We start from the raw sequence: 20,668 nt of genomic DNA, 5'->3' as shown, positions 1-20,668 counted from the left end.
GCGGACGACCCGACATGAGCACGTACACGACCGAGATCGACGTCCGCTTCCGCGACATCGACGCGATGGGCCACGTCAACAACGCCGTCTACGCGACGTACCTCGAACAGGCCCGGACCGAGTACTTCCGCGACGTCCTCGACGCCGACCTCTCGGAGGTGTCGGCGGTGCTGGCGTCGCTCTCCCTCGACTTCCGGCGGCCGGTCGAGCTGACGGACGGGGCGGTTGAAGTCGACGTCGACGTCGCCGAGCTCGGTCGCTCCAGCGTGACGATGACCCACGAGTTCCGGGTCGACGACGCGGTCGTGGCCGAGGGCGAGGCGACGCTCGTCAGTCTCGACCCCGACACCGGCAAACCCGCGCCGATCCCGCCCGCGTTCCGCGAGGGTATGGCGTCGTACCACGATCTGTAGGCCTCTCGGACCGCGACTGACCGGTCGCGCGCCGGGGGATGTATCGCCGACTCCGTACCTTCTTGCCGCCGCGCGCCGATCGGTCGAGTATGGCAGTCCGACTCTACGCGCTCGACGGGTGTCCGTGGTGCGAGAAGGTGTCCGACGCGCTCGACGACGCCGGGATCGAGTACGAGACCGAGTGGGTCGACGCGCTCCACTCCGACCGCAACGGGGTGAAGCGAGTCAGCGGCCAGCGCGGCGTCCCCGTCCTGATCGACGAGGGGCGCGGCGTGACGATGGCCGAGAGCGCGAACATCTTGGAGTACGTCGAACGGACCCTCGCATGACGATCTACACCGGACGCGGCGACGAGGGCGACACCGACCTCCGAGATATGAGCCGCGTGTCGAAGTCGAGCCCGCGTATCGAGGCGTACGGGACCGTCGACGAGGCGAACGCCCTGATCGGGACTGTGCGCCCGACGGACCACGACGATCTCGACGAGCTGCTGGAGACGGTTCAGAACCACCTCCACGTGGTGCAGGCGGACCTCGCCAATCCGGACCCTGACCCGGGCGACCCGCAGGTCGAGCCCGAGCTCGTCGAGTCCCTCGAAGACCGGATCGACGCCTTCGACGAGGAGCTGGAGCCGCTGACCTCGTTCGTCTTGCCCGGCGGGGGCGAGTCTGGCGCGCGCCTCCACCACGCCCGGACCGTGACGCGCCGCGCCGAGCGCCGGGTCGTCGAGCTCGCGCGCTCCGAACCGATCAACGAAACGGTAGTCTCGTACCTCAACCGCCTCTCGGACCTGCTGTTCACGCTCGGCCGGGTCGCGAACGCGCGCGACGGCGAGCCCGAGGAGTCGCCGTCGTACTGACGCTCGCGTGCGGTCCTTTCTCCCGTTTCACCCCCCCCGAATCGACTGACAGGGCCACGCCGAGCCGGGGTGCACCCTATCCTGTCCTCGCGGTGTGGCCACAAAAGCTATATCCGTCGCTCTCTAAAGGACAAATATGAGTAAGCACTTCGAAGATGCACGGTACTACCTCGGTCGCGCGGCAGAACACGCGAAGGCGGGCGTGGTCGAGGAGTTGGAGCCGGTCGAGGCCCGCGTGAAGGAACTCGTCGGCGTCGAGGAGGAAGCGGAGGAGCCGGAGCCCTCGCGGCTGGATCGGATCCAGGCCGACCTGCAACAGTTAGAGGAGCGCGCTGAGGGCGAGGCCCGCGAGGCGGTCGCCTCCGCCCGAGAGCGGGTGAAAGAGTACCGCGGCCACGACGCCGCCGAGGAGTAGTTCCTCAGCTTTCCGCGGATTCCGTACCGGTGGCGAGCCGCTCGTCGGCGGGGACCACGACGTACACGTCGGTGGTCGACCGGTTCGGCCCGCTGAACAGTGAGGGGTACAGGAGGATCGCGATGACCGGCGCACGCCTCCGAGAAAACGGAGTTCGTGGGTCACGAGCGAGGCGTGAGTCGCTCGGTAGCCGGAATCCTCGCGACAAAGTAACCCTTAAGTCCCGACATCGGATACTTCGATACGAGCGGGTTGGTGGTCTAGCCAGGTTATGACGGCTCCTTCACACGGAGCAGGTCGGCGGTTCGAATCCGCCCCAACCCATACGGTCGCTTCGTGACCGTGACGGAACCGAACCACGCGCAGCCGTCGGCTTCAGCCTCGTTTTCATTACCGACAGTCAGCGCATCCGCTCCAGCAGCCCGCAAATCGGCACAAGAGGTAATTCGTTTGCTCCGAGTGAGACTGTATCGACAGCACACCGCTACACGAACGAATGGAGGCGTACGAGACGTCAGCGAGCGAGGCGGCCGAGGCGGCCAGAAAGCGCGAGGAGACGGCCGCGGAGATCGGGGAGCGACTGGCGGCGACGGTGACCGACGCCGTCGAACGGAACGGGGCGAACGTCGAGGTGACGGGGCAGTCGGCCGACGGACACCGGTATCGGTTCGCGGCGCGACTCGACCGGGCGGCACTCGTCGCCACGATGTCGGAGACGCTCCCCGACGGGTTCGTCGTCTCGCACGTCAACAACGACGGGACGCTCTCCGTGGAGTGGACCGGTAACGACCGGACCCCATCGAAGCGCGAACACGGCGCGATTCTGAAAGCCGTCATCGCCGAGGAAATGGCGCTGGCCGACGACGGATTCATGGAATCGGTGCCGACACGCGAGCGGGTGCTCTCGCGGGCGGTCGAACTGGGACTCGACGAGGACGACGCCGCCTCGCGGCTGAGTCGGTTGGCGACGCTGGATGTCGTGGACCTCGCCGACGGACACGTTTACCCGGACGAGAACTTCTCGCGGTACTAAACGCAGCCGTTGAACGCCGTGTCGGCGGGGGCGTGCCAGCGGTCGAACGACGTGACTTTCGCGCGGATGACGTCGCCCGTCGAGACGGAGGCGGGGACGCCCTCGGTGAAGAGCACGAACTCCTCAATCCCGAACTGAGAGGACTCCCACCGTTTGGGCGCGGTCCTTCGACACACCGCGAAGGGACGTTCCCTCCCCGACGAAGGGAAGGACGTGTTTCAGCCTGCAGCGATGGCGCTACGGAAGCTGATGAACGGAGAGTCCTCGTCGATGTTATCGAAGTGCACTCGCCTCGAATAGCTCACGCCGCATCCGACGTTTTCGTCTTCGGATCTTCCCCTGTCAAACTGTGACTATCGGTTTTATTTCGGGAATTTTATCAGAGTGCACTGTAGAGTTCTGGTTGTATGGCCCTCCAACTCAGCCATGCGGTTAGCGACGGCATTCGGCGTACACTCACTCGTACTGGCGGAATCCTCTTCGTTGGGTTCCTCGTGATTCAGTTCGGGATTCAAACAGCTGTCAACAGTGCTGTTCTCGGGTATCTCCCGCCCGAAGCTGCGGCGCAGTTTGGCCGCAACGCCGGGCTCGCGCTTCCGATATCCGGAACTGCCGGACTCGCTCTGTTCGGTGCGCTCATTATTCTGAGCTCGGCGTACTTTGTGATCCTCTCTCGAACGTTTGCTCAGCCACTGAGCGAGATGTCGACGTTCCCCGCGACGGCGACGCAGCGACTCGGGCGAGCCACGGCAATCGCGCTGGTCGGTGGACTGATCGTGAGCATCACGGTGATGATTGGCTTCTTCCTCCTGTTTTTACCGGGGCTGTTCTTTGCGGCCTCGTTCCTGTTTTTCATCTTCGCCGTTGCCGTCGAAGATCTCGGCATCATCGGTAGCCTCAAACGAAGCTGGGGATTGGCTCGCGGGTCTCGACTCAGGCTCGGCGTCCTCGTCGTCGTGTCCGCCCTGTTCGGCGGGGTCATCGGTGGTGTCGCACCGCTGTTGGATCTCGCTGGCGTGCCGGTCGCCGCTGATGTCGTAACGGTCGTTCTCACGACGGTGTTCTTCCTGCCGTACTACGCGATCATCGCGTCGGCGTACCGCCAACTGGGTGACGAACGAGGCGCTCCAGGACGGTCAACACCCGAGTCAGTCGATACGTCACAGGTGCCTGAACTCTAGTTGGCTCACTCGCGCCTGTTGAAACACTCGGTCGGTACCATCTCCCCTGTTCAGATGCGGTCGCTACGGGACCTCGCGGAGCAATAGCTAATTCGTTCGGCAGCCAAACAGAGGCCTTCCACGCAGCCGACGGTTCACTTGTAGTTCGAAATATGACGGTTGACGGAGAGATAGAATGAACCACACGGACGCTGATGAAACGTCGTATTCTGATTTATTTATATACCTATCGCTTTTAAACACTACTATTCTTCTTGAGGTATCTGGTGTTGGTCGGGGTCGATCAATCTTCACGACTGGATCTCCAAATCGATCTCCGGCCGGAAACTGATCGGGGTCTGAATCACGTTGCGGTTGACAAACGGTGATTCAGCGTGACGACAAAAATATTGTCTGTACTCCGCTGTCGAATTAACTCAAATAATTCGTGTTATTAACGTTGAAACGACGATATTCAACGTGATCGCGAATCCGTTTTTACCAGATCCCGGTCAAAAACGCGACGTGGATGACGCGATGTTTCGTCGTTGGCGCGGTTCCATTTCAGCGAGCCTGTCACAAACGTGACCTCTATCTCAGGTGCGAACGACGGGAAAATCGGAACGGCAGTACGTATTTGTTTTATGAGGTGACGAGTGAAATACCAGATTGAGTACTATTTTAACGACGCCGAAGCACAAACAGTTACCGAGTGGCTGAGATCGTTCGCTTTCGCACGGAATCCGCTTTTCCGAACAGTACCCGACTACCGGTCCAAGCGTATACTACCCGAGTTTGAGTCGCTCATCCACTGCGTGTCAGTAGCGGAGCCCATACGCGTCGTCGCGTATCGGAGTCGGTGATACGCTGACGCTGTGCGAGACGTACAAAACAGGCGAGTGCGGCTACGGTGAATGCAACCACAGAGAGTAGAAACAGTGGCGGTACCCGTACGACACTACCATAAGCGCACATCGAAAAACGACTTTTGTCATATACCATTTAAATTATTTTATATTATTTTGACATTTTTATGTACACGGCCGCGACCGAGGTCGCTGTCACGGGAGAGATTATATTACAGGGTCGTTGAGCTCATATCACCTCAGCGTTCACTCTTCTTCTTGGCTGCTAGCTGTTCTATGACTCCCTCTACGCCGTATCTATTCCATATTAGTTATCATATTTGGTATATTGACAGTTTTGTTTATATACATCTATCACTATCCTAATTATCGTGGTGCTTGACAAACTTCGCCTCCGCAGTATCGATCTCCGACCAAAAATTATACTCGCCTTTGTTATCGTCGCTGTTCTAGTTGCCGTTACCGGGGCAATCGGCTACACCTCGGTTGCCGACGTTGACGAAGAAGCACACATCATCGCGGAAGATGGACAGAAGATGGACGCGAGCGCGGAGATGATCGTTGCCATCGAACAGCAGCGTGGGGCGATACAGGCCGCCCAACTTGGTGATAAAAACGCGCAGCAACAGTTCGAGGAAGCTCGTCAACACTTCACCGAAGAGGCGCAACATCTCCAGGAAGCGGAGTTGAGCCCGCAACAGGAAGAGCGGTTCTCAACCCTCACATCTCAACATGAGGAGTACAATGCGCTCGGAAACGAGTTCTTTGAAGCGCAACGAGAAGGTGACACCGAACTAGCGACGCAGACGGCCAGCGAAATGGAGTCGTTGAGAACCCCGATGGAGGAACAGGCACACGCGATCGAGGAATCGGCACAAGCTGACCTGGAATCCCAAGTAGCGATTGCCGAGAGCACGACTCGGACGGCACAGATGGAGATAATCGGGCTCACAATCGGTGCGTTCGTCGTCGCACTCGTAATCGGATTGTTCGTCGCTAAGCGGATCACGTCTCCCGTCTCTCAACTCACCGAGGCCACCGTCGCCGCCAGCAACGGCGACTTCAATACCGATATCGACGACCACATCGAAAACGACGAGCTCGGTCGTATGGTCGATTCGTTCCGAGAAATGCAGGGGAACCTCGAAGCGGTGTTCGATGAAGTCGATACGTTCAGTACTGATCTGGCAACCGGCGACGATGGACTTCGAACCCGCGAACGGAAGACGAACTTCCCGGGGCTGTACGGCGAGATTATGACTAATTTGGATCACGGTGCGAATCAAGTTGTCGCCGGATTCGAAGAGATACGGATGGCAAGCGAGGACCTTCAGAACGGTAAGCTCAATCAGAATATCGACACGGATATGCCCGGCTACTACGGTCAAATACTGGTCTCACTCGACGCTGGAATCGGCCAACTCAACGAGAGTCTCGTGGCCGTCCAGCGAATCACCGACGAGGTCGCGGCGGCCAGCGAGGAGACGGCAACGACCGCGGCCGAGCTTGACGACGCGAGTGCCGAGGTCGCGACTTCCGTCGATGAACTCCAGCAGGCAAGCGAGGATGTCGCACGATCGGTTCAGGAGATCAGCGCCGGGGCCAACGAACAAAGTGACGACCTCCAACGTGTGGCCAACGAGATGAGCGACCTGTCGGCGGCTGTCGAGGAGGTCGCCTCTTCGGCCGAAGAGGTAAGCATGACCGCACAGAACGCTGTCGAACGGGGTCTCGAAGGCCAAGCGGCGGCCTCCGAGGCAACTGAAGAGATCGCCGCGATCGAATCACAGGCGGCTGAAGCTGCGACGCAGGTCAGAACGCTCGATGACAAAATCACCGAGATAAACGAAATCGTCGACCTCATCACGGATATCGCCGAGCAGACGAACCTGCTTGCGCTGAACGCTTCGATCGAAGCAGCCCGCGCCGGCGAAGCCGGCGAAGGGTTCGCCGTTGTCGCAGACGAAATCAAAACGCTCGCCGAGGAGGTGGGAGAGGCCACGACCGAAATCGAAACCCAGATTGACGACATCCAGTCGACGACGACCGAGACGGTTGAGGGGATGGAGCAGATGACCGAACGCGTCGATCGGGGCGCGGAAACGATCGAGAACGCGATCGAAATGTTCGACGAGATCGCACAGACAGTCGGCGAAGCCGAATCTGGTGTCCAAGAGATCAGTAGTGCGACCGACGATCAAGCCGCATCGACCGAGGAGGTCGTATCGACAGTCGAAGAGGTAGCAAGCGTGAGCGACCAAACCGCAAGCGAGGCGAGTACAGTTTCGGCGGCTACCGAAGAGCAAACATCGTCTCTGTCGGAGGTGGCGGAAACGGCCGATCATCTATCGACTCTCTCGGATTCGTCAACTGCGGAGCAGCTCTCGACAGCGTCAGAGACGCTCCGCAAGCAGATTGCAAAGTTCGAACTCGATACGACAGTAACAGTTGACGCGGCGACAACCGACACACCAAGCGCGACGCGGACGGTCAGTGCGACGGACGGGGGTGAGGATCAGGAAGTGACGCAGACTGACGGTCGAAATAACGAATAGTAACCCAGTGACAACTAAAATAGAACGATGAGCTGTGTCACTGATTATGCGGAGCGAAAATCACCGACACGGGCCCACCACCGCCCAACACGAAAGCGCAACACCAAGCACGGCAAGACGAATCCGGTGTAGTCCGGATACTCCAAACGGGTGTGCTCGAGGAGGGTTATCAGGTCAACGTGACTCGTGTCGATGACGACGAAAATATACTCGATCTGGCTGTAATCTTTCTCGAAAAGGAGCACGATCTACTGTCCGTTCATACAGAGAACATGTTGAGGACCCAGTCGAGCATCTCGCGGCTCATGATGTCGATTGTATCGTTTTTAGTTTCTCGAATCTGATGGCGGCGTCGGGGTCACTGTTTGAGTGCTTGTTCGAGGTCATAGACTGCGGAGTCAACGTGAGATCGTGGAGCTCGCGGTACCACGCGCGAGGGTGACAGCGGGGCCGAACCGACGCTTGACGGCCGAAGACGCAGTGTCGACCATCCAGCGCTGGTCGTATAACCCGCTGTCCGACCGTGCGTTGTGTGCGTGATCAGGGGGCGTGAACAGCCGGTGACGAACCGACGGTCGGCCGTCTCTCGCATATTCTCCGAAACTCGGTCCACTGAATTTCGCAATCGAAAATCGACGTTGCGTTTCTTCTCAGAGAACGCTCTGTGGCTCAATTCTCGCTCCGACGACTGGACTTCCACGATGTGCGTTCATAACTCCCGTTCGTCGCTGCGGTGTCAGCACTCGTTACAAATCTATGTTTGTAATGTATTGTGTAGGCGGGCTACCCGCGCGGTTCGGCATCCGCTCCCGACGGAACGGTCGTGTCGAAAGTCGTTCTCTGTAAGCGAACGAATGTGGCGCTCTCCTGTGTACTTCCGTCGTTATCCGTCTTTGTCCACGTCGACGTCGACGAAGGCGGTGTCGCGCTCCGTCACGTCGACCGTCATCGATCCGATGTCCTCGATGGTCGCGTCGATCGTGTCCCCGTCGGAGAGCGCACCGACTCCTTCCGGTGTCCCCGTGGTGATCACGTCACCCGCTTCGACGGTCGCACCGATCGAGGCGTACTCGACGACGTTGGCACACGTGTACACCATGTCTGCGGTGTTGTCGTCCTGCTTGGTTTCGCCGTTGAGGTTGAGCTCGAGCGAGAGGTCCTGCGGGTCGTCGATTTCGTCTGCGGTGACGACGCTCGGCCCGATCACGGTGAACGTGTCGTACGACTTCCGATTCGAGCGGTCCTGATCGCCTCGCACGGAGATGTCGAGCAGGATCGTGTATCCGAAGATCGCGTCCCACGCCTCCTCCGTTGAGGCGTCTTTCACGTCTTCGCCCATCACGAAGGCGAGCTCGATCTCGTGGTCACAGCGACGGTCGGAAAACGGAAGCTCGATCCCGTCGTCCGGACCGACGACGCTTGACGGGGCCTTGAGGAAGTACCCCTTGTCCTCGATGGTGAACCACTCGTCGGTGGTGATATCCTTGTCCGCGATCGCCTCCTCGATGTGGTTCTCGTAGTTCAGCGGCGCGGCGATCACCTTCCCGGGTCGACGAACCGGTGACCCGAGGTGAACGTCCGCGCGGTCGACGTCCGCCGGCTCGTCGGCATACTCGCTCGCGTCGAGGTCCCGCTCGATGTACTCAGCGAGCGGATCGTCCCTGGAGAGGTCGAGCCGGTCGGTGAGGTCCACGATCCCCTTGCCGTCGTCTTTGAGCAGTCCCAGCCGTCCGCCGTCGTACTGGACGAATCGCATATTCGCTTCTATTCGGCGAGCGGTATAAAAGGTCGCCTGTCGAGCGATCTGTACTGTCCGTGGCGCGTGGAACGTACTCGGTATCGCCACCCCGACCCACTGTGGATACCACAATAGTTAATGTGACTTATCGACGTGAGAATAGCACGCACGATAGTATGAATTGTATCGACTCATTCGACAGGTCCGTCCGGTGTCACCCCGATCAGGACGCTGTGCGGACCGACGACGGCCGACGATTCACGTATGCCGAACTCGACGAACGGACCGATCGACTCGCGTCGGCGCTCGACGGGCTCGTCGGCGACGATCGGATCGCTACGATTGCACACACCAGCGCCGAGGCGATCGAGGCGATGGTCGCGAGTCAGAAACGCGGTGCCGCCAACGTTCAGCTCCCGTTCCGCGCGAGTCCGGGAGAGCTCGTCGGTATGCTGGAGCCGACCGACGCGAGCCTGCTGTTGTTCGACGCGTCGAACGTCGAGACGGCGCTCACGGTACTCGATCGGACCGACATCGAAGTCGCGGTGAGCGTCGGCGGCGAGGCGACCGACCGCGACAACGTCCGCGACTACGACGCGCTCCTCGACGCGACCGACCCGGAACGTCCCGAATCGTGCGGAAACGAACACGGCGTGTTGTACACGAGCGGGACGACGACCGCGTCGAAGGGCGTGCTGTTCGATCAGGACCAGCTCTGGTACGGGAGCTCGCAGGTCGTGATGGAACACGGGATCGACCGGCACGACGTCGCGGTCGTGACGACGCCGTGGTATCACATGGTGACGACCGATGCGTGGATCCTCCCGCATCTTCAGGCGGGCGCCACCCTCGTCGTGCAAGAGGCGTTCAAACCGACGGAGACCCTGTCGCTGCTCGACGAGCACGACGCCACGGGACTGCTCGCGGTCCCGACGCAGCTCCACGGGCTCGTCGACGCCGCCCGCGCCGGGGAGTACGACCTCTCCGCGCTCTCGTACATCCGGACGGGCGGGTCCGTGGTCACGGAGAAGCTCGCTACCGAGGCCGGCGAGTACCTCTCCGACGGGATCTACAACACGTACGGGCTGACGGAGGGAGGACCGAACCTCGCGTTCGCCGACCCGGAGATCCAGCGTGAAAAGCCCGGAACGATAGGGAAGGAGTCGTTCACGTGGGAGCTTCGAGTGGTCGAGACCCCGGCCGACCCCGCGGCGTTCGACCCGGCCGCGGAGGTCGACGCCGGCGAGACGGGTGAGGTGATCGGCCGGTCGCCGGGAATGTGCGACGGCTACCTCGGTCGACCGGAACTCTCCGACGAGCTGTTCACCGACGGGTGGCTGCGGACCGGCGATGTCGCCCGGATCGACGAGGACGGGTATCTCTACATCGTCGACCGCGTCGACAACATGATCATCAGCGGCGGGGAGAACATCTACCCGCAGGAAGTCGAGGAGGTCATCGCTCGTCACCCGGCGATCGAGGAAGTCGCAGTCGTCGGACTGGACGACGAGCGGTGGGGGAGCCGCGTCGCGGCCGTCGTTCGAACGGACGGCGAGGTCGACGAGGAGGCTCTCGATCAGTTCCTCCTCGACAGCGACGACGTTGCCGACTTCAAGCGGCCGCGAGAGTACACGATCGTCGACGCCCCGCTCCCGCGGACAAGCACCGGAAAGATCCGGCGCGAAGAGGTGCACACGGAGTTCTTCTGAGCGGCTCGAAATCGGGAGCACGGACGGTCGGTGCGAAACTGACGCCGGTCGGCGATGACGCGGCCCGCCAGGAGTTGTCACTGTCTATTCGATCCCCGATGAAATCTCAAGGCACCATCATAATCATTAAACCCTTACAAAATAGCGTTAGCACAAAATGGATACCGGAATACAGATGATCGAACTGTTAGTCGACGGGATCTCCCGGGGGCTCGTGTTCGCGCTCCTCGGCGTTGGGATCACCGTCGTGTTCGGGCTCGGCGGCGTATTGAACCTCGCGCTCGGCGTCTTCTCGGTGATCGCTATCATCCTCGGGGTGGAACTGCTCGGGCTCACGGGAACGCTTTTCGCCGCCATCCCGATCGCCGTCCTCGCCGTTGCGCTGCTCGGGCTCGCCGTCGACAGGTCGCTGCTCTCGCTGGTGTACCGGTCCGAAGGCGACGAGCGGATCCTCCTCGGCATTTTCACCACCCTCGGGCTCGCGACGTTTCTCGACGGGCTCCTGTTCATCACGTACCCGTCGAGCTACTCGCTGAGCAGCGGGATATCCTCGTTGTCGGTGGCGGGAATTCAGATTCGAGGGTCGTCGATTGCGGTGATCGGGGTCGCGGTCGCGGTGTTCGCGGTCCTGTACTACTTCTTCAGTCGGACGTACCTCGGCGGCGCCATGCGGACGGTCCTCCAAGACGAGACCGGGGCGATACTGTGCGGTATCAGTCCGCGTCGGATGCGGACCTACGTGTTCCTCTTGAGCACGTCCATTGCCGGGATCGCCGGGATACTGTACAGCTTCACGTTCGAAGTCTCGGTCGCGACGGGCTTCGAGCTCACTATCTACGCGATCATCGTCTCCATCGTCGGCGGCGTGACGAGCGTTCTCGGCGCCGCGATTGCGGGGCTGTTGCTCGGAATCGTCGTCACGTTCACGAGCGCGTTCGTGGGCGCGTACATCTCGGAAATTGTCCTCTTCGGGGTCGCGATCGCAGTCCTGATCGTTCGCCCGGAACAGATTAAGTAAGCCAATGTCTGCACAACACACCCTCTCCGGCCTGAGTTGGGACCGCCTTCGAATACCCGTCGTCGTCGCGGTGCTCGCGGTGCTTCCGGTGTTCTTCTTCAACCCGAGCTACACGTACATCTCGCGGCTGTTCATCCTCGCGCTGGTGTTCGCCACGCTGGCGCTGGCGCTGAACATCGTGTTCGGACACACCGACCAGCTGTTCCTGTTCGTGGGGGCGCTCACCGGACTCGGCGCGTACGGAACGGCACTCACGGCGGACGCGCTCGGCGTGTCGCCGTGGCTGACGATGCTCATCGGCGCGACGCTGGCGGGCGTGCTCGGCGGACTCGTCTGCTACGTCGCCGCGCGGCGCCGGTTCACGGTCATCCTGATCGCGATCTTGACGCTCGCGTTACAGCTCGCGATCATCGAGACATTCGTTGGGGCGAGAGACATTACCGCCGGAAGCACCGGGTTCCGGTTCTCGGGGCTCGGGCTCGAGCCCTTGCAGAACGCCTTGGGCGTGTACGACCACGTGGTGTTGTACTACGTGGTGTTGGCGCTTCTGACCGGCGTTATGGTGCTGTACCACTACATTCAGCACTCGAAGTACGGGATGGCCTTCGACGCGATCCGGCAGGACGAGATCGCCGCCGAGGCCATCGGGGTTAACGTGGTGCGGTACAAGACGCTCGCCGGATTCACGAGCGCCTTCATTATCGGGCTCGTCGGACCGCTGTACGCGCAGCTCGATTCGCTCGTCCTCCCGGCGATGTTCGAGTTCAGCGTCATCGACGTCCTCGTGTTGATCATCCTCATCGTCGGCGGGATCCGGACGATGCTCGGGCCGATCGTCGGCGCGGCAGTGATCGTCTACATCAACGAGGAGCTCCAGGCCTTCGGTCAGTGGCGGACCGTCGTGTTCGGGTTCCTGCTCATCGTGTTGTTCCTGTACTTCCGCAGCGGGATCGTCCCGTTCTTGGACGACGTCCTGAACGAGCGGCTCGGACTCAAATCGACGATCAAATCGATCGTCACGGACTGAGGCCGCCCTCCTTCTCGTCGCGTCGTTCTCCCGACCCCGACCGAGCGCTGCGAACGATAGTCGCTCCCGGCGTCCGGGCCGGCGGGCCCACTACCGTCGCCGCGAATATAGATTACATAAAAACATTAAAGATAGGGAAGCACACATACTCTATCAGAAGCCCTATGACAAAAGATATCACGAATACGTCGAGTAGGAGACAGTTTCTGAAGACCACCGGGGCCGGTGCGGGCGTCACCGCGCTCGCCGGGTGCCTCGTCGGCGACGACGGCGGTGACGGCGGCGACGGGGACAGCGAGGAGTCGATCGTCGTCGCGGGCCTGCAACCGTACTCCGGCCCGTTCGCGCTGTACGGCGATACCCTCACCCTCGGGATAGAGTACGCGTTCCAGGAGGTCAACGACGAGGGCGGCATCGAGGGGCGCGAACTCGAGCACAGCGCCACCGACACCGAGTCCGACCCCGGTGAGGCGGCCTCGATCCTCACGAGCAAGGTCGAGTCCGAGGACGCCGTGGCGGCGGTCGGCCCCGTGTCGAGCGACGTCGGCGTTACGGCCTCACAGACCGCAGAGGACCTCTCAGTGCCGCTGTTCCTGCACGCGGCCGGCGACATCAGTATCCTCGACCAAGATTCGCGATACACGTTCCGTACCGCACTCCCGCCGGCTCCGGCGTTCATTCAGGGCGTGGCCGGAATCATCGAAGATCGCGGGTTCGACACCGTCGGCGCGATCAACGGCGACTACGCGTGGGGGGTCGCGGCCGAGACCGCTATCAGTCGGGTGTTCCCGGACGACCTCGACCTCACCGAGGCGATGGCCCCGGTCGGCGAGAGCGACTTCGTGCCGTACCTCCGGGACATGCCCGACGACCTCGACATCCTCGTCGGCTCCGGCCACCCGCCGGGGCTGAACGACATGTACCGGCAGATGCTCGAAGTCGACCTCGAACCGGAGGTGTTCACCGCGGCGGTGTCGCCGCCGGAGTCCAATTACGGAGCGATCGGCGACGACGTCGCCGAGGGGTTCATGTTCGGTCACCTCCCGGACGTCTACTCGGACGAGTACCAGGAGGTCGCCCAGCAGTTCTACGAGGACACCGGCGAGTACTTCGGCCCCACGCAGGCCGTCGGCTACGTGACCGGCCACCTCATCGCCGAGGGGCTCCGTCAGGCGGACGAGATCAGTCGAGAGGGGCTCAGCGACGCCATGCGAGAGATCGAGTTCGACACGATCTACGCGAACCCGATCCAGTACACCGAATGGGGCGAGCTCGACCAGTACCAGCTCATCTGGAGCGGCTTCGAGATCGAAGCGCCGGACTACTACCCCGACGGCGACTTCGACCTGACCGAGGAGTTCCGGACGGACGTCCTCGACGCGGTCGATCCGTCCGAGTACTGACGGCCGGATTCGGCAGGTCGACCGGCCGAGCGGCTCCCGTATTCGGCGGGGGAATTATTATCCGGGTGCTCGTACCCGCAAGCGTGACCTCACAATGAGCGATGACGACGTGTCCACGGTCAAAGGCGTGGAGATGACCGGCGATCAGGTGGACCGAACCCTGCGGGAACTGGGACACGGGACCCTGTCGCTTTCCGACGGCGGAGAGTCGTACGGCGTTCCCATCTCCTTCGGGTACGACGGCGAGCGCGTGTTCTTGACGCTCCTCCGGTTCGGCGAGGAGAGCCGCAAGCTATCGCTGCTCGAACAGACCGAGACGGCGACGCTGACGGCGTACGAAACCACTTCGAAGTTCGACTGGCGCAGCGTTATCGCGTCGGGACCGCTGTTCGATGTCGCCGAGGAAGACGTCGAACACATGGAAGAGACGATGGACGACAACGCGTGGTTCCCGACGATCTTCCCCCCGTCGGAACCCATCACGGGATCCCGACGGGTCGAACTCCGCGTCGAGCACGCGACCGGCCGGAAGGGAGAGGAGTACGACTGATCAGACGGCGGGAACCGGCCGAAGGGCGTGCCGGCTCCCTCGCGGTCTCGCCCTCTCAGGGTCGCGGGCGTTACCCGCTCAGGTACGCCTTGCGGACGTGGTCGCTTTCGAGCATCTCCTCGCCGGTTCCGGTCTGCGTGATGCGGCCGTTCTCGAGGAGGTACGCCCTGTCGGCGAGACCGAGCGCCCGGTCGACGTGCTGTTCGACGAGCAGGACGGTTACATCGTCGCTTATCTGCTGGATCTTCTCGAAGACGCGCTCGGCGAGCTGCGGGGCCAGCGCTCCCGACGGCTCGTCGAGCGCGAGCAGGTCCGGCTGTGACATCAGCCCGCGTCCGATCGCGAGCATCTGCTGTTCGCCGCCGCTTAGCGTCCCGGCCTCCTGATCGCGCCGTTCCGCTAAGACGGGGAACATCTCGTACACCTCTTCGAGGGTGTCTTCGAACTCGTCGCGGTGTCTGTACGCGCCCATCCGCAGGTTCTCGTAGACGGACATCTCCCCGAAGAGGTTCCGTCCCTCCGAGACTTGGACGAACCCGAGCGAGACGATTTCGTCGGCGTCGTACGCCGCGGTGTCCTCGCCGAACAGTTCGATCCGACCGCTCGTCGGCTCGACGATCCCCGAGAGCGTTTTCATCAGGGTCGTCTTTCCGGTCCCGTTCGGCCCGACGAGCGCGACGACGTCGTCGTCTTCCGCTATCGTCATCGACACGTCCCAGAGGACCTGGAGGTCTCCGTATCCGACGTTGAGATCCTCGACTTCGAGCATCGTCACTCCCCACCACCTCCGAGGTACGCCTCGGTGACGCGCTCGTCGTTCTGGACCTCCGCCGGCGGGCCGTCGGCGATCTTCTGTCCCTGATCGAGGACGATGATCCGATCGGTCGCGCCCATGATTGCGTCCATGATATGTTCGATCCAAAAGACCGAGATGCCGCGGTCGTGGCAGGTTCGCTCAAGGGTGTCGGTGAGCGTCGAGAGCTCCGCCGGAGTGAGCCCGCTCCCGATCTCGTCGACCAGCATGAACTTCGGGTCGGTCGCGAGACCGCGGGCCAGTTCGAGCAGCTTCCGGTCGGCGAGGTTGAGACCCGACACCTCCGCCTCGGCCCGGTCGGCGAGCCCGACGAACGAAAGGCAGTCACGGGCCGTCTCCTCGGCGGACTCGGGGTCCTCGTCGTTGCCGAAGACCGCTCCGACGGTGACGTTCTCGAGGACGGTCGACTCGTTGAACGTCCGCGCCGTCTGGAACGTCCGGACGACGCCCTGCTGTGCGATCTCGAAGGGTTTGCGTCCGGTCAGCTCCGTCCCGTCGAGCGTGATCGTCCCCTCGTTCGGAGGATGAACGCCGGTGATCGTGTTGAACAGCGTCGTCTTGCCCGCGCCGTTCGGGCCGATCAGTCCCACGATCTCGTCGTCGTCGACGTCGAAGCTCACGTCGTTGACGGCGACGAGCCCGCCGAAGGACTTCGTGACGCCTTCTGCCTGTAACATACTGGCATTCAACAGAGCGCAGGTTATAAAATATTTGGTACGACACACCATGATTACCCGCGCGGTCGAGCGGCGTCACCGCGGTGCCCGAACCCCGTCCGAGCGTCGCCATCACCACGCGAGGCTCCGGAGGAGCCCGCCGCAGGCCGCGGTGCCGACCAGACACACCGGAACGACGAGTAGCGCGAGGAACGGGTACAGCGCCGCCATCTGTGCGAGTACCGCCCGTTCACGGGGACGCGCGAAGACCGCCGCCGCGGCCACCGGCGTCACCGCGGCCGCGGGTAGCGCGCCGACCGGTAACGCCCCGTACCCGACGGCGAGGACGACGGCGGCGCCGGCGGCGAGAAACAGCGTCGCGGCGAGGCGGTCGGCCCGTTCGCTCCCGAGCGCGACCGGGACGGTCCGCTTGCCGATCGCTCGGTCGAAGTCGGCGTCGAGCGCGTCCACCGAGACGGTGATCGCCACGAGGGCGGTCCCCAGCGCTCCCGCGACCGCGAGCACCTCGCCTGAGACCGTTGCCGTCTGAAGGGCGTATCCGCCGACGAGCGCAAGCGCGACGCCGGCCGCGTAGTCGGTCGCGGAGCCGACCGGCCTCACGTCGAGGAAGGGCGCGTGGAGCGCGGCCAACACCCAGACCGGCCCGACCGCGAGGAGGGCGGTCGGGCCGACGGCGACACAGAGACCGGCGACGGTCGTCCAGAAGGCGGCCGTCGTTGCCGCGAACGACCGCCGAAGCAGCCGAGGGGTCGTTCCGCCCGCCGGCTCTTCCCCGCGGCGGAACCGATCGACGAACGCGTCTCGGAGGTGCGCTGCGTACACCGCCAGTCCGACCGCCATCGCGTGTCCGACGAGGACCCCGGCGTCGGGAGCGGGAGCCAACAGCCCGCCGAGAACCGCGGTCGCGACGGCCGGCGCGAGGAAAGTCGGCTGGACGAGGCGGGCGAGCGCGACCGCTCGCACTCGGCGGGTCGAGTTCGTCCGGGCCTCGGGTTCGTGCTCGCCGCGGGGTGCGCCGGTCATCGGGCGGTGTTCGTGGCTCCGGTACTTCAAGCGACCGACGGCGGTCGGCGTCGGTCGCGGCCGCATAAAGACGCGAGAAGGCGACGAACCGTGACGAATGCGGGGAGGTGACGGATCGGGAGCAACGGGACCGAACCTCGATCAGAGTCCCACGAGTCGGTCACTGGGGGGATCTCACGACGAGGGTTCCGCCTCGGCGTAGAAGTTGAACGCCTCAAGCACCGGTCGGTCGCTCATGCCGAGCAGCGTCGCCTCGTCGTCGGGCTCGTGGTGGTGCGTCGCGTCCGGCGGCACGACGAAGATGTCCCATTTCCCCCACTCGAGGGCCTCCCCGTCGACGTGGGTCGCACCCTCGCCGTCGATGACGAAGAACACCTCGGTGGCGTTGTGGAAGTGGGGGTCCGTGGGACCATCGTTGAGCAGCTGTGCGCGGAACGACATCGTGGGGAACAGCGGGTCGGCACCGGTCGCGGGGTTCACGTACGAGAGGCTGTACCCGTCGTGCGGGTCCGGATCGTCGTTGTCGGCGCGCTGATGAAGCGACTCGAGCATCTCGTCCCAGCCGAATCGATACGGCGGCGTCGGCTCCCGGATCCCCTCGAAGGGACCGGGAATGCTCCCGTCGGACTTCTCGTCGGTCGGCCGGCCGCGCCCGTACTGCGAGTCCCAGTACCCCTGCGTCTTCGTCACGGGCTGGCGCTCCAGCTCGTGGTTCTCGAAGACGTTCGACGCGTTGAGCGAGTCGAGGACGAGCGGCAGATCGAGCACGTCGAGCCACGCGGCGGTCTCGTCGGAGTCGTTGACGTGGTCGTGCCACTCCCACTGCGGCGTGGTGATCAGGTCGTTGTCCTTCATCGGGAACTCCTCGCCGGCGACGACCGTCTTCATGTCCTCGGCCCCGTCGATAGTGAAGCGGAGCGCGTTCGCCCCGTGGCGGTGCGACGGCGCCGTCTCGCCCGGCGATACCGTCTGGATCCCGACGTAGATCGTGTTCGAGATCGAGTTGCCGATCGAGGCGTTGATCGGGACGGCCACCCGTCGCTGGAACCCGGGCGGGAGGTCGGCGATCGGCACGTCGTCCTCGATGTGATCGATGGCGGTCTGGATCTCGTCCCACTTCCAGATGTCCGCTTCCAGATCGTCGATGACGGTTCCGAAATCGTCTTCGACCTCCCACAGCGGGCGTAGGTGTTGCTCCTCGAGTATCGTTCTGGTCTCGGAGCTCAGCTCTAGCAGCTCCTCGGGGTCTTTCTGGGCCATGTCGTACTATTGTTACCACAGCACAATCATAAGTGTTTTGTCGCAACTCTCGGCCAGCACGCCGCTACGCGCCGGTCACTCGGGCGTCGAAGACATCCGCGGTCCGGAACGTGCTCCGGCAGTCTTCACACACCATGCTCCTCTGCACGGCGTACTCCCAGAGCTTGCCGCCGCATTCCAGACAGTCGAAGTGCGCTTCGACGAACGGATCCTCGGCCGCGTACGGGTTTTCGAACTCAGCCATACTCCCATTAACGACTTGGGTCGCAAAAAGATGTCGGCGAGGTCCGGCACAGCCCGCGTCTCCCGCCGCAACTCGTGTCAGCCACTGGAACCCCCGTCTGCCGCCGCTGCCGACACGGGAAGATTGAACAGCTCTCCGCCGCGACGGTGTGGTGATGACGAAGACCTCCGAAGTCGTCCCCGACGTGTACGACGTAACGGTTCGAGAGACGAACGGCGGCCGATACCGAGTGTTCGTCGTCGACGGCGAGGTCCCGACGATCGTGGACGCGGGCTTCGGCGACACGGTGGACACCGTCGTCGACGCCGTGGACGACCTCGGGATCGATCCCGAGCGGATCGCGGTCACGCACGGGGACGGCGACCACGTCGGCGGGCTGGCGGGGCTCGTCGACGCGCTCGACCTCGAATCGTGGGTCCCGGCGGAGTGTCAGGCGGCCCTCGGCGTGGAGCCGGACCATCGCTTCGAGGACGGAGACGCGGTCGGCCCGTTCGAAGCGGTCCACGTCCCGGGCCACACCGAGGACGCGTACGCGCTCGTCGACGAGTCACGGGATGTCGCGGTGCTCGGTGACGCGGTGTTCGGCGCGACCGCCCGGGGACTGCCCGCGGGCCACTTCGTGTTGCCGCCCGGCTTCTTTTCCGCGGACCTGAACCGTGCGGACGAGAGCCTCGAGCGCCTCCTCGACTACGAGTTCGAGGCCGGGCTCGTGTTCCACGGCGAGAGCGTCACGTCGGGCGCGAGCCGGAAGATCGAGCGGTTCGTCCGGTTCGACGGGCGACCCGAGTGACCGACGACGTTCGTTTTCGGCGACGATCGCCCTCCACCGGCGAGTAAGGTTGACGCCGTCGAAACAGCTAACGGGCCGGTATCTGTAATGGGTCTATGGATATCGAAACGCTGTTTCACCCGCGGTCAGTCGCGGTGGTAGGGGCGTCGTCCTCGCCCGAGAAGGTCGGTCACGAGGTGATGTCGAACCTCGAACGCTTCGACGGACGGGTGTACCCGGTGAACCCGTCCGGAGAGGGAACGCTGTTCGGCGAGCCGTTCGTCGAGTCGATCGCCGCGATCGACGAGCCGGTGGATCTGGCGATCCTCGCGGTTCCGGCGGCCGCGGTCCCCGATGTCGTCGAGGACTGCGCCGCCGCCGGCGTCCGAGCGGTCGTGATCTACGCCGGCGGCTTCGCGGAGTCCGGCCCCGAGGGAGCGCGCCGGCAGCGCCGGATCGCCGAGACGGCGGCCGAGAACGATCTGGCCGTCCTCGGTCCGAACACGAGCGGCTTCGTCGTCCCGGGCGACGGGTTGTTGGCGTCGTTCGCCAGCGGCATCGAAGAGCTCGGGCCGGGGGACGTCGCCGTGATCGCCCAGAGCGGCGGCGTCGCCCACGCGCTCGCCTTCCAGACCCTCCGGGAGGGACGGGGGCTCTCGGCGATGGTCGGGCTCGGCAACCGCGCGACCGTCGGGTTCCCGGAGGCGATCCGGTACTTCGACGCGCACGCCGACACCGAGGCGATCGTCCTCCACGTGGAGGGAACCGACCGCGGTCGCGACCTGCTCGAAGCCTGTCGGGAAACGGATGTCCCGGTACTCGCCTACAAGGTCGGCGAGTCCGACGTCGGCGATTTCGCGGAGTCGCACACGGGAGCGCTCACCGGCGATCACGACCTGTACGTGGCCGGGTTCGAACAGTACGGCGTTCCGACCGTGTCGTCGACGACGGAGCTGCTCGACGCCGCGAGCGCGCTCGCGGGCGGTCCCGTTCCTGACGGGCCGAACGTCGGCGTCGTCACGGCGCAGGCGGGGCCGGGGATCATCGTCGCCGATCGGATCCAGCGCGCCGGCGGTCGGCTCCCGGACCTGAGCGACGCGCCGGCCGCGCGCCTCGCGGCCCTCCACACCGGGGT

Annotated in this window: 20 protein-coding genes and 1 tRNA gene; 15 read left to right on the top strand and 6 right to left on the bottom strand. The window is 63.4% G+C overall.

Annotation, left to right across the window (positions count from 1 at the left end):
• The first annotated feature begins 14 nt into the window (after positions 1–14).
• The 8 genes from OQF71_RS06805 to OQF71_RS06770 all read left to right on the top strand — a co-directional run bounded on the left by OQF71_RS06805 (position 15) and on the right by OQF71_RS06770 (position 7,301).
• Positions 15–413 (top strand): thioesterase family protein, encoded by a 399-nt coding sequence (locus OQF71_RS06805; RefSeq protein ID WP_280586669.1) that lies wholly within the window; start codon positions 15–17, stop codon positions 411–413.
• Between the two features lie 89 nt (positions 414–502).
• The gene (locus OQF71_RS06800; RefSeq protein WP_280586667.1) at positions 503–742 is read left to right on the top strand and encodes a glutathione S-transferase N-terminal domain-containing protein; all 240 of its coding nucleotides are present in this window, start codon (positions 503–505) and stop codon (positions 740–742) included.
• Positions 739–1,272: a cob(I)yrinic acid a,c-diamide adenosyltransferase gene (locus tag OQF71_RS06795; protein ID WP_280586666.1), complete on the top strand. Its 534-nt coding sequence runs from the start codon at positions 739–741 to the stop codon at positions 1,270–1,272. The genes OQF71_RS06800 and OQF71_RS06795 overlap by 4 nt, the downstream gene beginning before the upstream one ends.
• Before the next feature lie 136 nt (positions 1,273–1,408).
• Positions 1,409–1,687 carry a hypothetical protein gene (locus tag OQF71_RS06790; RefSeq protein WP_280586664.1) on the top strand — a complete coding sequence of 93 codons (279 nt, stop codon included), beginning with the start codon at positions 1,409–1,411 and terminating at the stop codon, positions 1,685–1,687.
• A 249-nt stretch (positions 1,688–1,936) separates the two neighbouring features.
• A tRNA-Val gene (locus OQF71_RS06785) sits at positions 1,937–2,011 on the top strand.
• Positions 2,012–2,156: 145 nt separating this feature from the next.
• Positions 2,157–2,720: a hypothetical protein gene (locus OQF71_RS06780; RefSeq protein WP_345781994.1), complete on the top strand. Its 564-nt coding sequence runs from the start codon at positions 2,157–2,159 to the stop codon at positions 2,718–2,720.
• 407 nt (positions 2,721–3,127) lie between these two features.
• Positions 3,128–3,901, top strand: a complete 774-nt coding sequence (locus OQF71_RS06775; RefSeq protein WP_280586661.1) for a hypothetical protein — start codon at positions 3,128–3,130, stop codon at positions 3,899–3,901.
• 1,216 nt (positions 3,902–5,117) lie between these two features.
• Positions 5,118–7,301, top strand: a complete 2,184-nt coding sequence (locus OQF71_RS06770) for a methyl-accepting chemotaxis protein (RefSeq protein ID WP_280586659.1) — start codon at positions 5,118–5,120, stop codon at positions 7,299–7,301.
• 883 nt (positions 7,302–8,184) lie between these two features.
• Here the strand turns inward: OQF71_RS06770 and OQF71_RS06765 are convergent.
• Positions 8,185–9,057, bottom strand: a complete 873-nt coding sequence (locus OQF71_RS06765) for a fumarylacetoacetate hydrolase family protein (protein ID WP_280586658.1) — start codon at positions 9,055–9,057, stop codon at positions 8,185–8,187.
• Positions 9,058–9,215: 158 nt separating this feature from the next.
• Here OQF71_RS06765 and OQF71_RS06760 point away from each other — a divergent pair, with 158 nt between their 5' ends.
• The 5 genes from OQF71_RS06760 to OQF71_RS06740 all read left to right on the top strand — a co-directional run bounded on the left by OQF71_RS06760 (position 9,216) and on the right by OQF71_RS06740 (position 14,746).
• Positions 9,216–10,748: an AMP-binding protein gene (locus OQF71_RS06760; protein ID WP_280586657.1), complete on the top strand. Its 1,533-nt coding sequence runs from the start codon at positions 9,216–9,218 to the stop codon at positions 10,746–10,748.
• Positions 10,749–10,905: 157 nt separating this feature from the next.
• Positions 10,906–11,766 (top strand): branched-chain amino acid ABC transporter permease, encoded by an 861-nt coding sequence (locus OQF71_RS06755; protein WP_280586656.1) that lies wholly within the window; start codon positions 10,906–10,908, stop codon positions 11,764–11,766.
• 4 nt (positions 11,767–11,770) lie between these two features.
• On the top strand, positions 11,771–12,793 hold the full coding sequence (locus OQF71_RS06750) for a branched-chain amino acid ABC transporter permease (RefSeq protein WP_280586655.1): 1,023 nt from the start codon (positions 11,771–11,773) through the stop codon (positions 12,791–12,793).
• A 164-nt stretch (positions 12,794–12,957) separates the two neighbouring features.
• A complete protein-coding gene (locus OQF71_RS06745) occupies positions 12,958–14,196 on the top strand; it encodes an ABC transporter substrate-binding protein (protein ID WP_280586654.1) in 1,239 nt (412 codons plus the stop codon).
• A gap of 94 nt (positions 14,197–14,290) precedes the next feature.
• A complete protein-coding gene (locus tag OQF71_RS06740; RefSeq protein ID WP_280586653.1) occupies positions 14,291–14,746 on the top strand; it encodes a pyridoxamine 5'-phosphate oxidase family protein in 456 nt (151 codons plus the stop codon).
• 70 nt (positions 14,747–14,816) lie between these two features.
• On the opposite strand, the gene OQF71_RS06735 is transcribed toward OQF71_RS06740, so the two are convergent.
• The 5 genes from OQF71_RS06735 to OQF71_RS06715 form a co-directional block, all read right to left on the bottom strand.
• Positions 14,817–15,515 (bottom strand): ABC transporter ATP-binding protein, encoded by a 699-nt coding sequence (locus tag OQF71_RS06735; RefSeq protein ID WP_280586652.1) that lies wholly within the window; start codon positions 15,513–15,515, stop codon positions 14,817–14,819.
• 2 nt (positions 15,516–15,517) lie between these two features.
• Positions 15,518–16,237 (bottom strand): ABC transporter ATP-binding protein, encoded by a 720-nt coding sequence (locus OQF71_RS06730; protein ID WP_280586651.1) that lies wholly within the window; start codon positions 16,235–16,237, stop codon positions 15,518–15,520.
• Between the two features lie 111 nt (positions 16,238–16,348).
• Entirely contained in the window at positions 16,349–17,260 is a 912-nt protein-coding gene (locus tag OQF71_RS06725) for a hypothetical protein (RefSeq protein ID WP_280586650.1), read from the bottom strand.
• A 174-nt stretch (positions 17,261–17,434) separates the two neighbouring features.
• Positions 17,435–18,520, bottom strand: coding sequence for a cupin domain-containing protein (locus OQF71_RS06720; protein ID WP_280586648.1), 1,086 nt, complete (start codon positions 18,518–18,520; stop codon positions 17,435–17,437).
• Positions 18,521–18,584: 64 nt separating this feature from the next.
• On the bottom strand, positions 18,585–18,764 hold the full coding sequence (locus OQF71_RS06715) for a hypothetical protein (protein ID WP_280586646.1): 180 nt from the start codon (positions 18,762–18,764) through the stop codon (positions 18,585–18,587).
• Positions 18,765–18,918: 154 nt separating this feature from the next.
• Between OQF71_RS06715 and OQF71_RS06710 the strand changes: the two genes are divergently transcribed.
• Positions 18,919–19,554 (top strand): MBL fold metallo-hydrolase, encoded by a 636-nt coding sequence (locus tag OQF71_RS06710; RefSeq protein WP_280586644.1) that lies wholly within the window; start codon positions 18,919–18,921, stop codon positions 19,552–19,554.
• 95 nt (positions 19,555–19,649) lie between these two features.
• A partial coding sequence (locus tag OQF71_RS06705) for a CoA-binding protein (protein WP_280586643.1) occupies positions 19,650–20,668 on the top strand: 1,019 nt, incomplete at its 3' end.

It is taken from the genome of Halorubrum sp. Boch-26 (assembly GCF_029889805.1).
In the GTDB taxonomy this organism is placed as follows: Archaea; Halobacteriota; Halobacteria; order Halobacteriales; family Haloferacaceae; genus Halorubrum.
The sequence above is the reverse complement of the archived record's forward strand: the minus strand, read 5'-3'. Positions and strand labels throughout refer to the sequence as shown.

Coding starts and splice junctions, on each gene's coding strand:
- OQF71_RS06805 (WP_280586669.1), top strand. CDS start 15: ATGAGCACGTACACGACCGAGATCGACGTCCGCTTCCGCGACATCGAC.
- OQF71_RS06800 (WP_280586667.1), top strand. CDS start 503: ATGGCAGTCCGACTCTACGCGCTCGACGGGTGTCCGTGGTGCGAGAAG.
- OQF71_RS06795 (WP_280586666.1), top strand. CDS start 739: ATGACGATCTACACCGGACGCGGCGACGAGGGCGACACCGACCTCCGA.
- OQF71_RS06790 (WP_280586664.1), top strand. CDS start 1,409: ATGAGTAAGCACTTCGAAGATGCACGGTACTACCTCGGTCGCGCGGCA.
- OQF71_RS06775 (WP_280586661.1), top strand. CDS start 3,128: ATGGCCCTCCAACTCAGCCATGCGGTTAGCGACGGCATTCGGCGTACA.
- OQF71_RS06765 (WP_280586658.1), bottom strand. CDS start 9,057: ATGCGATTCGTCCAGTACGACGGCGGACGGCTGGGACTGCTCAAAGAC.
- OQF71_RS06760 (WP_280586657.1), top strand. CDS start 9,216: ATGAATTGTATCGACTCATTCGACAGGTCCGTCCGGTGTCACCCCGAT.
- OQF71_RS06755 (WP_280586656.1), top strand. CDS start 10,906: ATGGATACCGGAATACAGATGATCGAACTGTTAGTCGACGGGATCTCC.
- OQF71_RS06750 (WP_280586655.1), top strand. CDS start 11,771: ATGTCTGCACAACACACCCTCTCCGGCCTGAGTTGGGACCGCCTTCGA.
- OQF71_RS06745 (WP_280586654.1), top strand. CDS start 12,958: ATGACAAAAGATATCACGAATACGTCGAGTAGGAGACAGTTTCTGAAG.
- OQF71_RS06740 (WP_280586653.1), top strand. CDS start 14,291: ATGAGCGATGACGACGTGTCCACGGTCAAAGGCGTGGAGATGACCGGC.
- OQF71_RS06735 (WP_280586652.1), bottom strand. CDS start 15,515: ATGCTCGAAGTCGAGGATCTCAACGTCGGATACGGAGACCTCCAGGTC.
- OQF71_RS06730 (WP_280586651.1), bottom strand. CDS start 16,237: ATGTTACAGGCAGAAGGCGTCACGAAGTCCTTCGGCGGGCTCGTCGCC.
- OQF71_RS06725 (WP_280586650.1), bottom strand. CDS start 17,260: ATGACCGGCGCACCCCGCGGCGAGCACGAACCCGAGGCCCGGACGAAC.
- OQF71_RS06720 (WP_280586648.1), bottom strand. CDS start 18,520: ATGGCCCAGAAAGACCCCGAGGAGCTGCTAGAGCTGAGCTCCGAGACC.
- OQF71_RS06715 (WP_280586646.1), bottom strand. CDS start 18,764: ATGGCTGAGTTCGAAAACCCGTACGCGGCCGAGGATCCGTTCGTCGAA.
- OQF71_RS06710 (WP_280586644.1), top strand. CDS start 18,919: ATGACGAAGACCTCCGAAGTCGTCCCCGACGTGTACGACGTAACGGTT.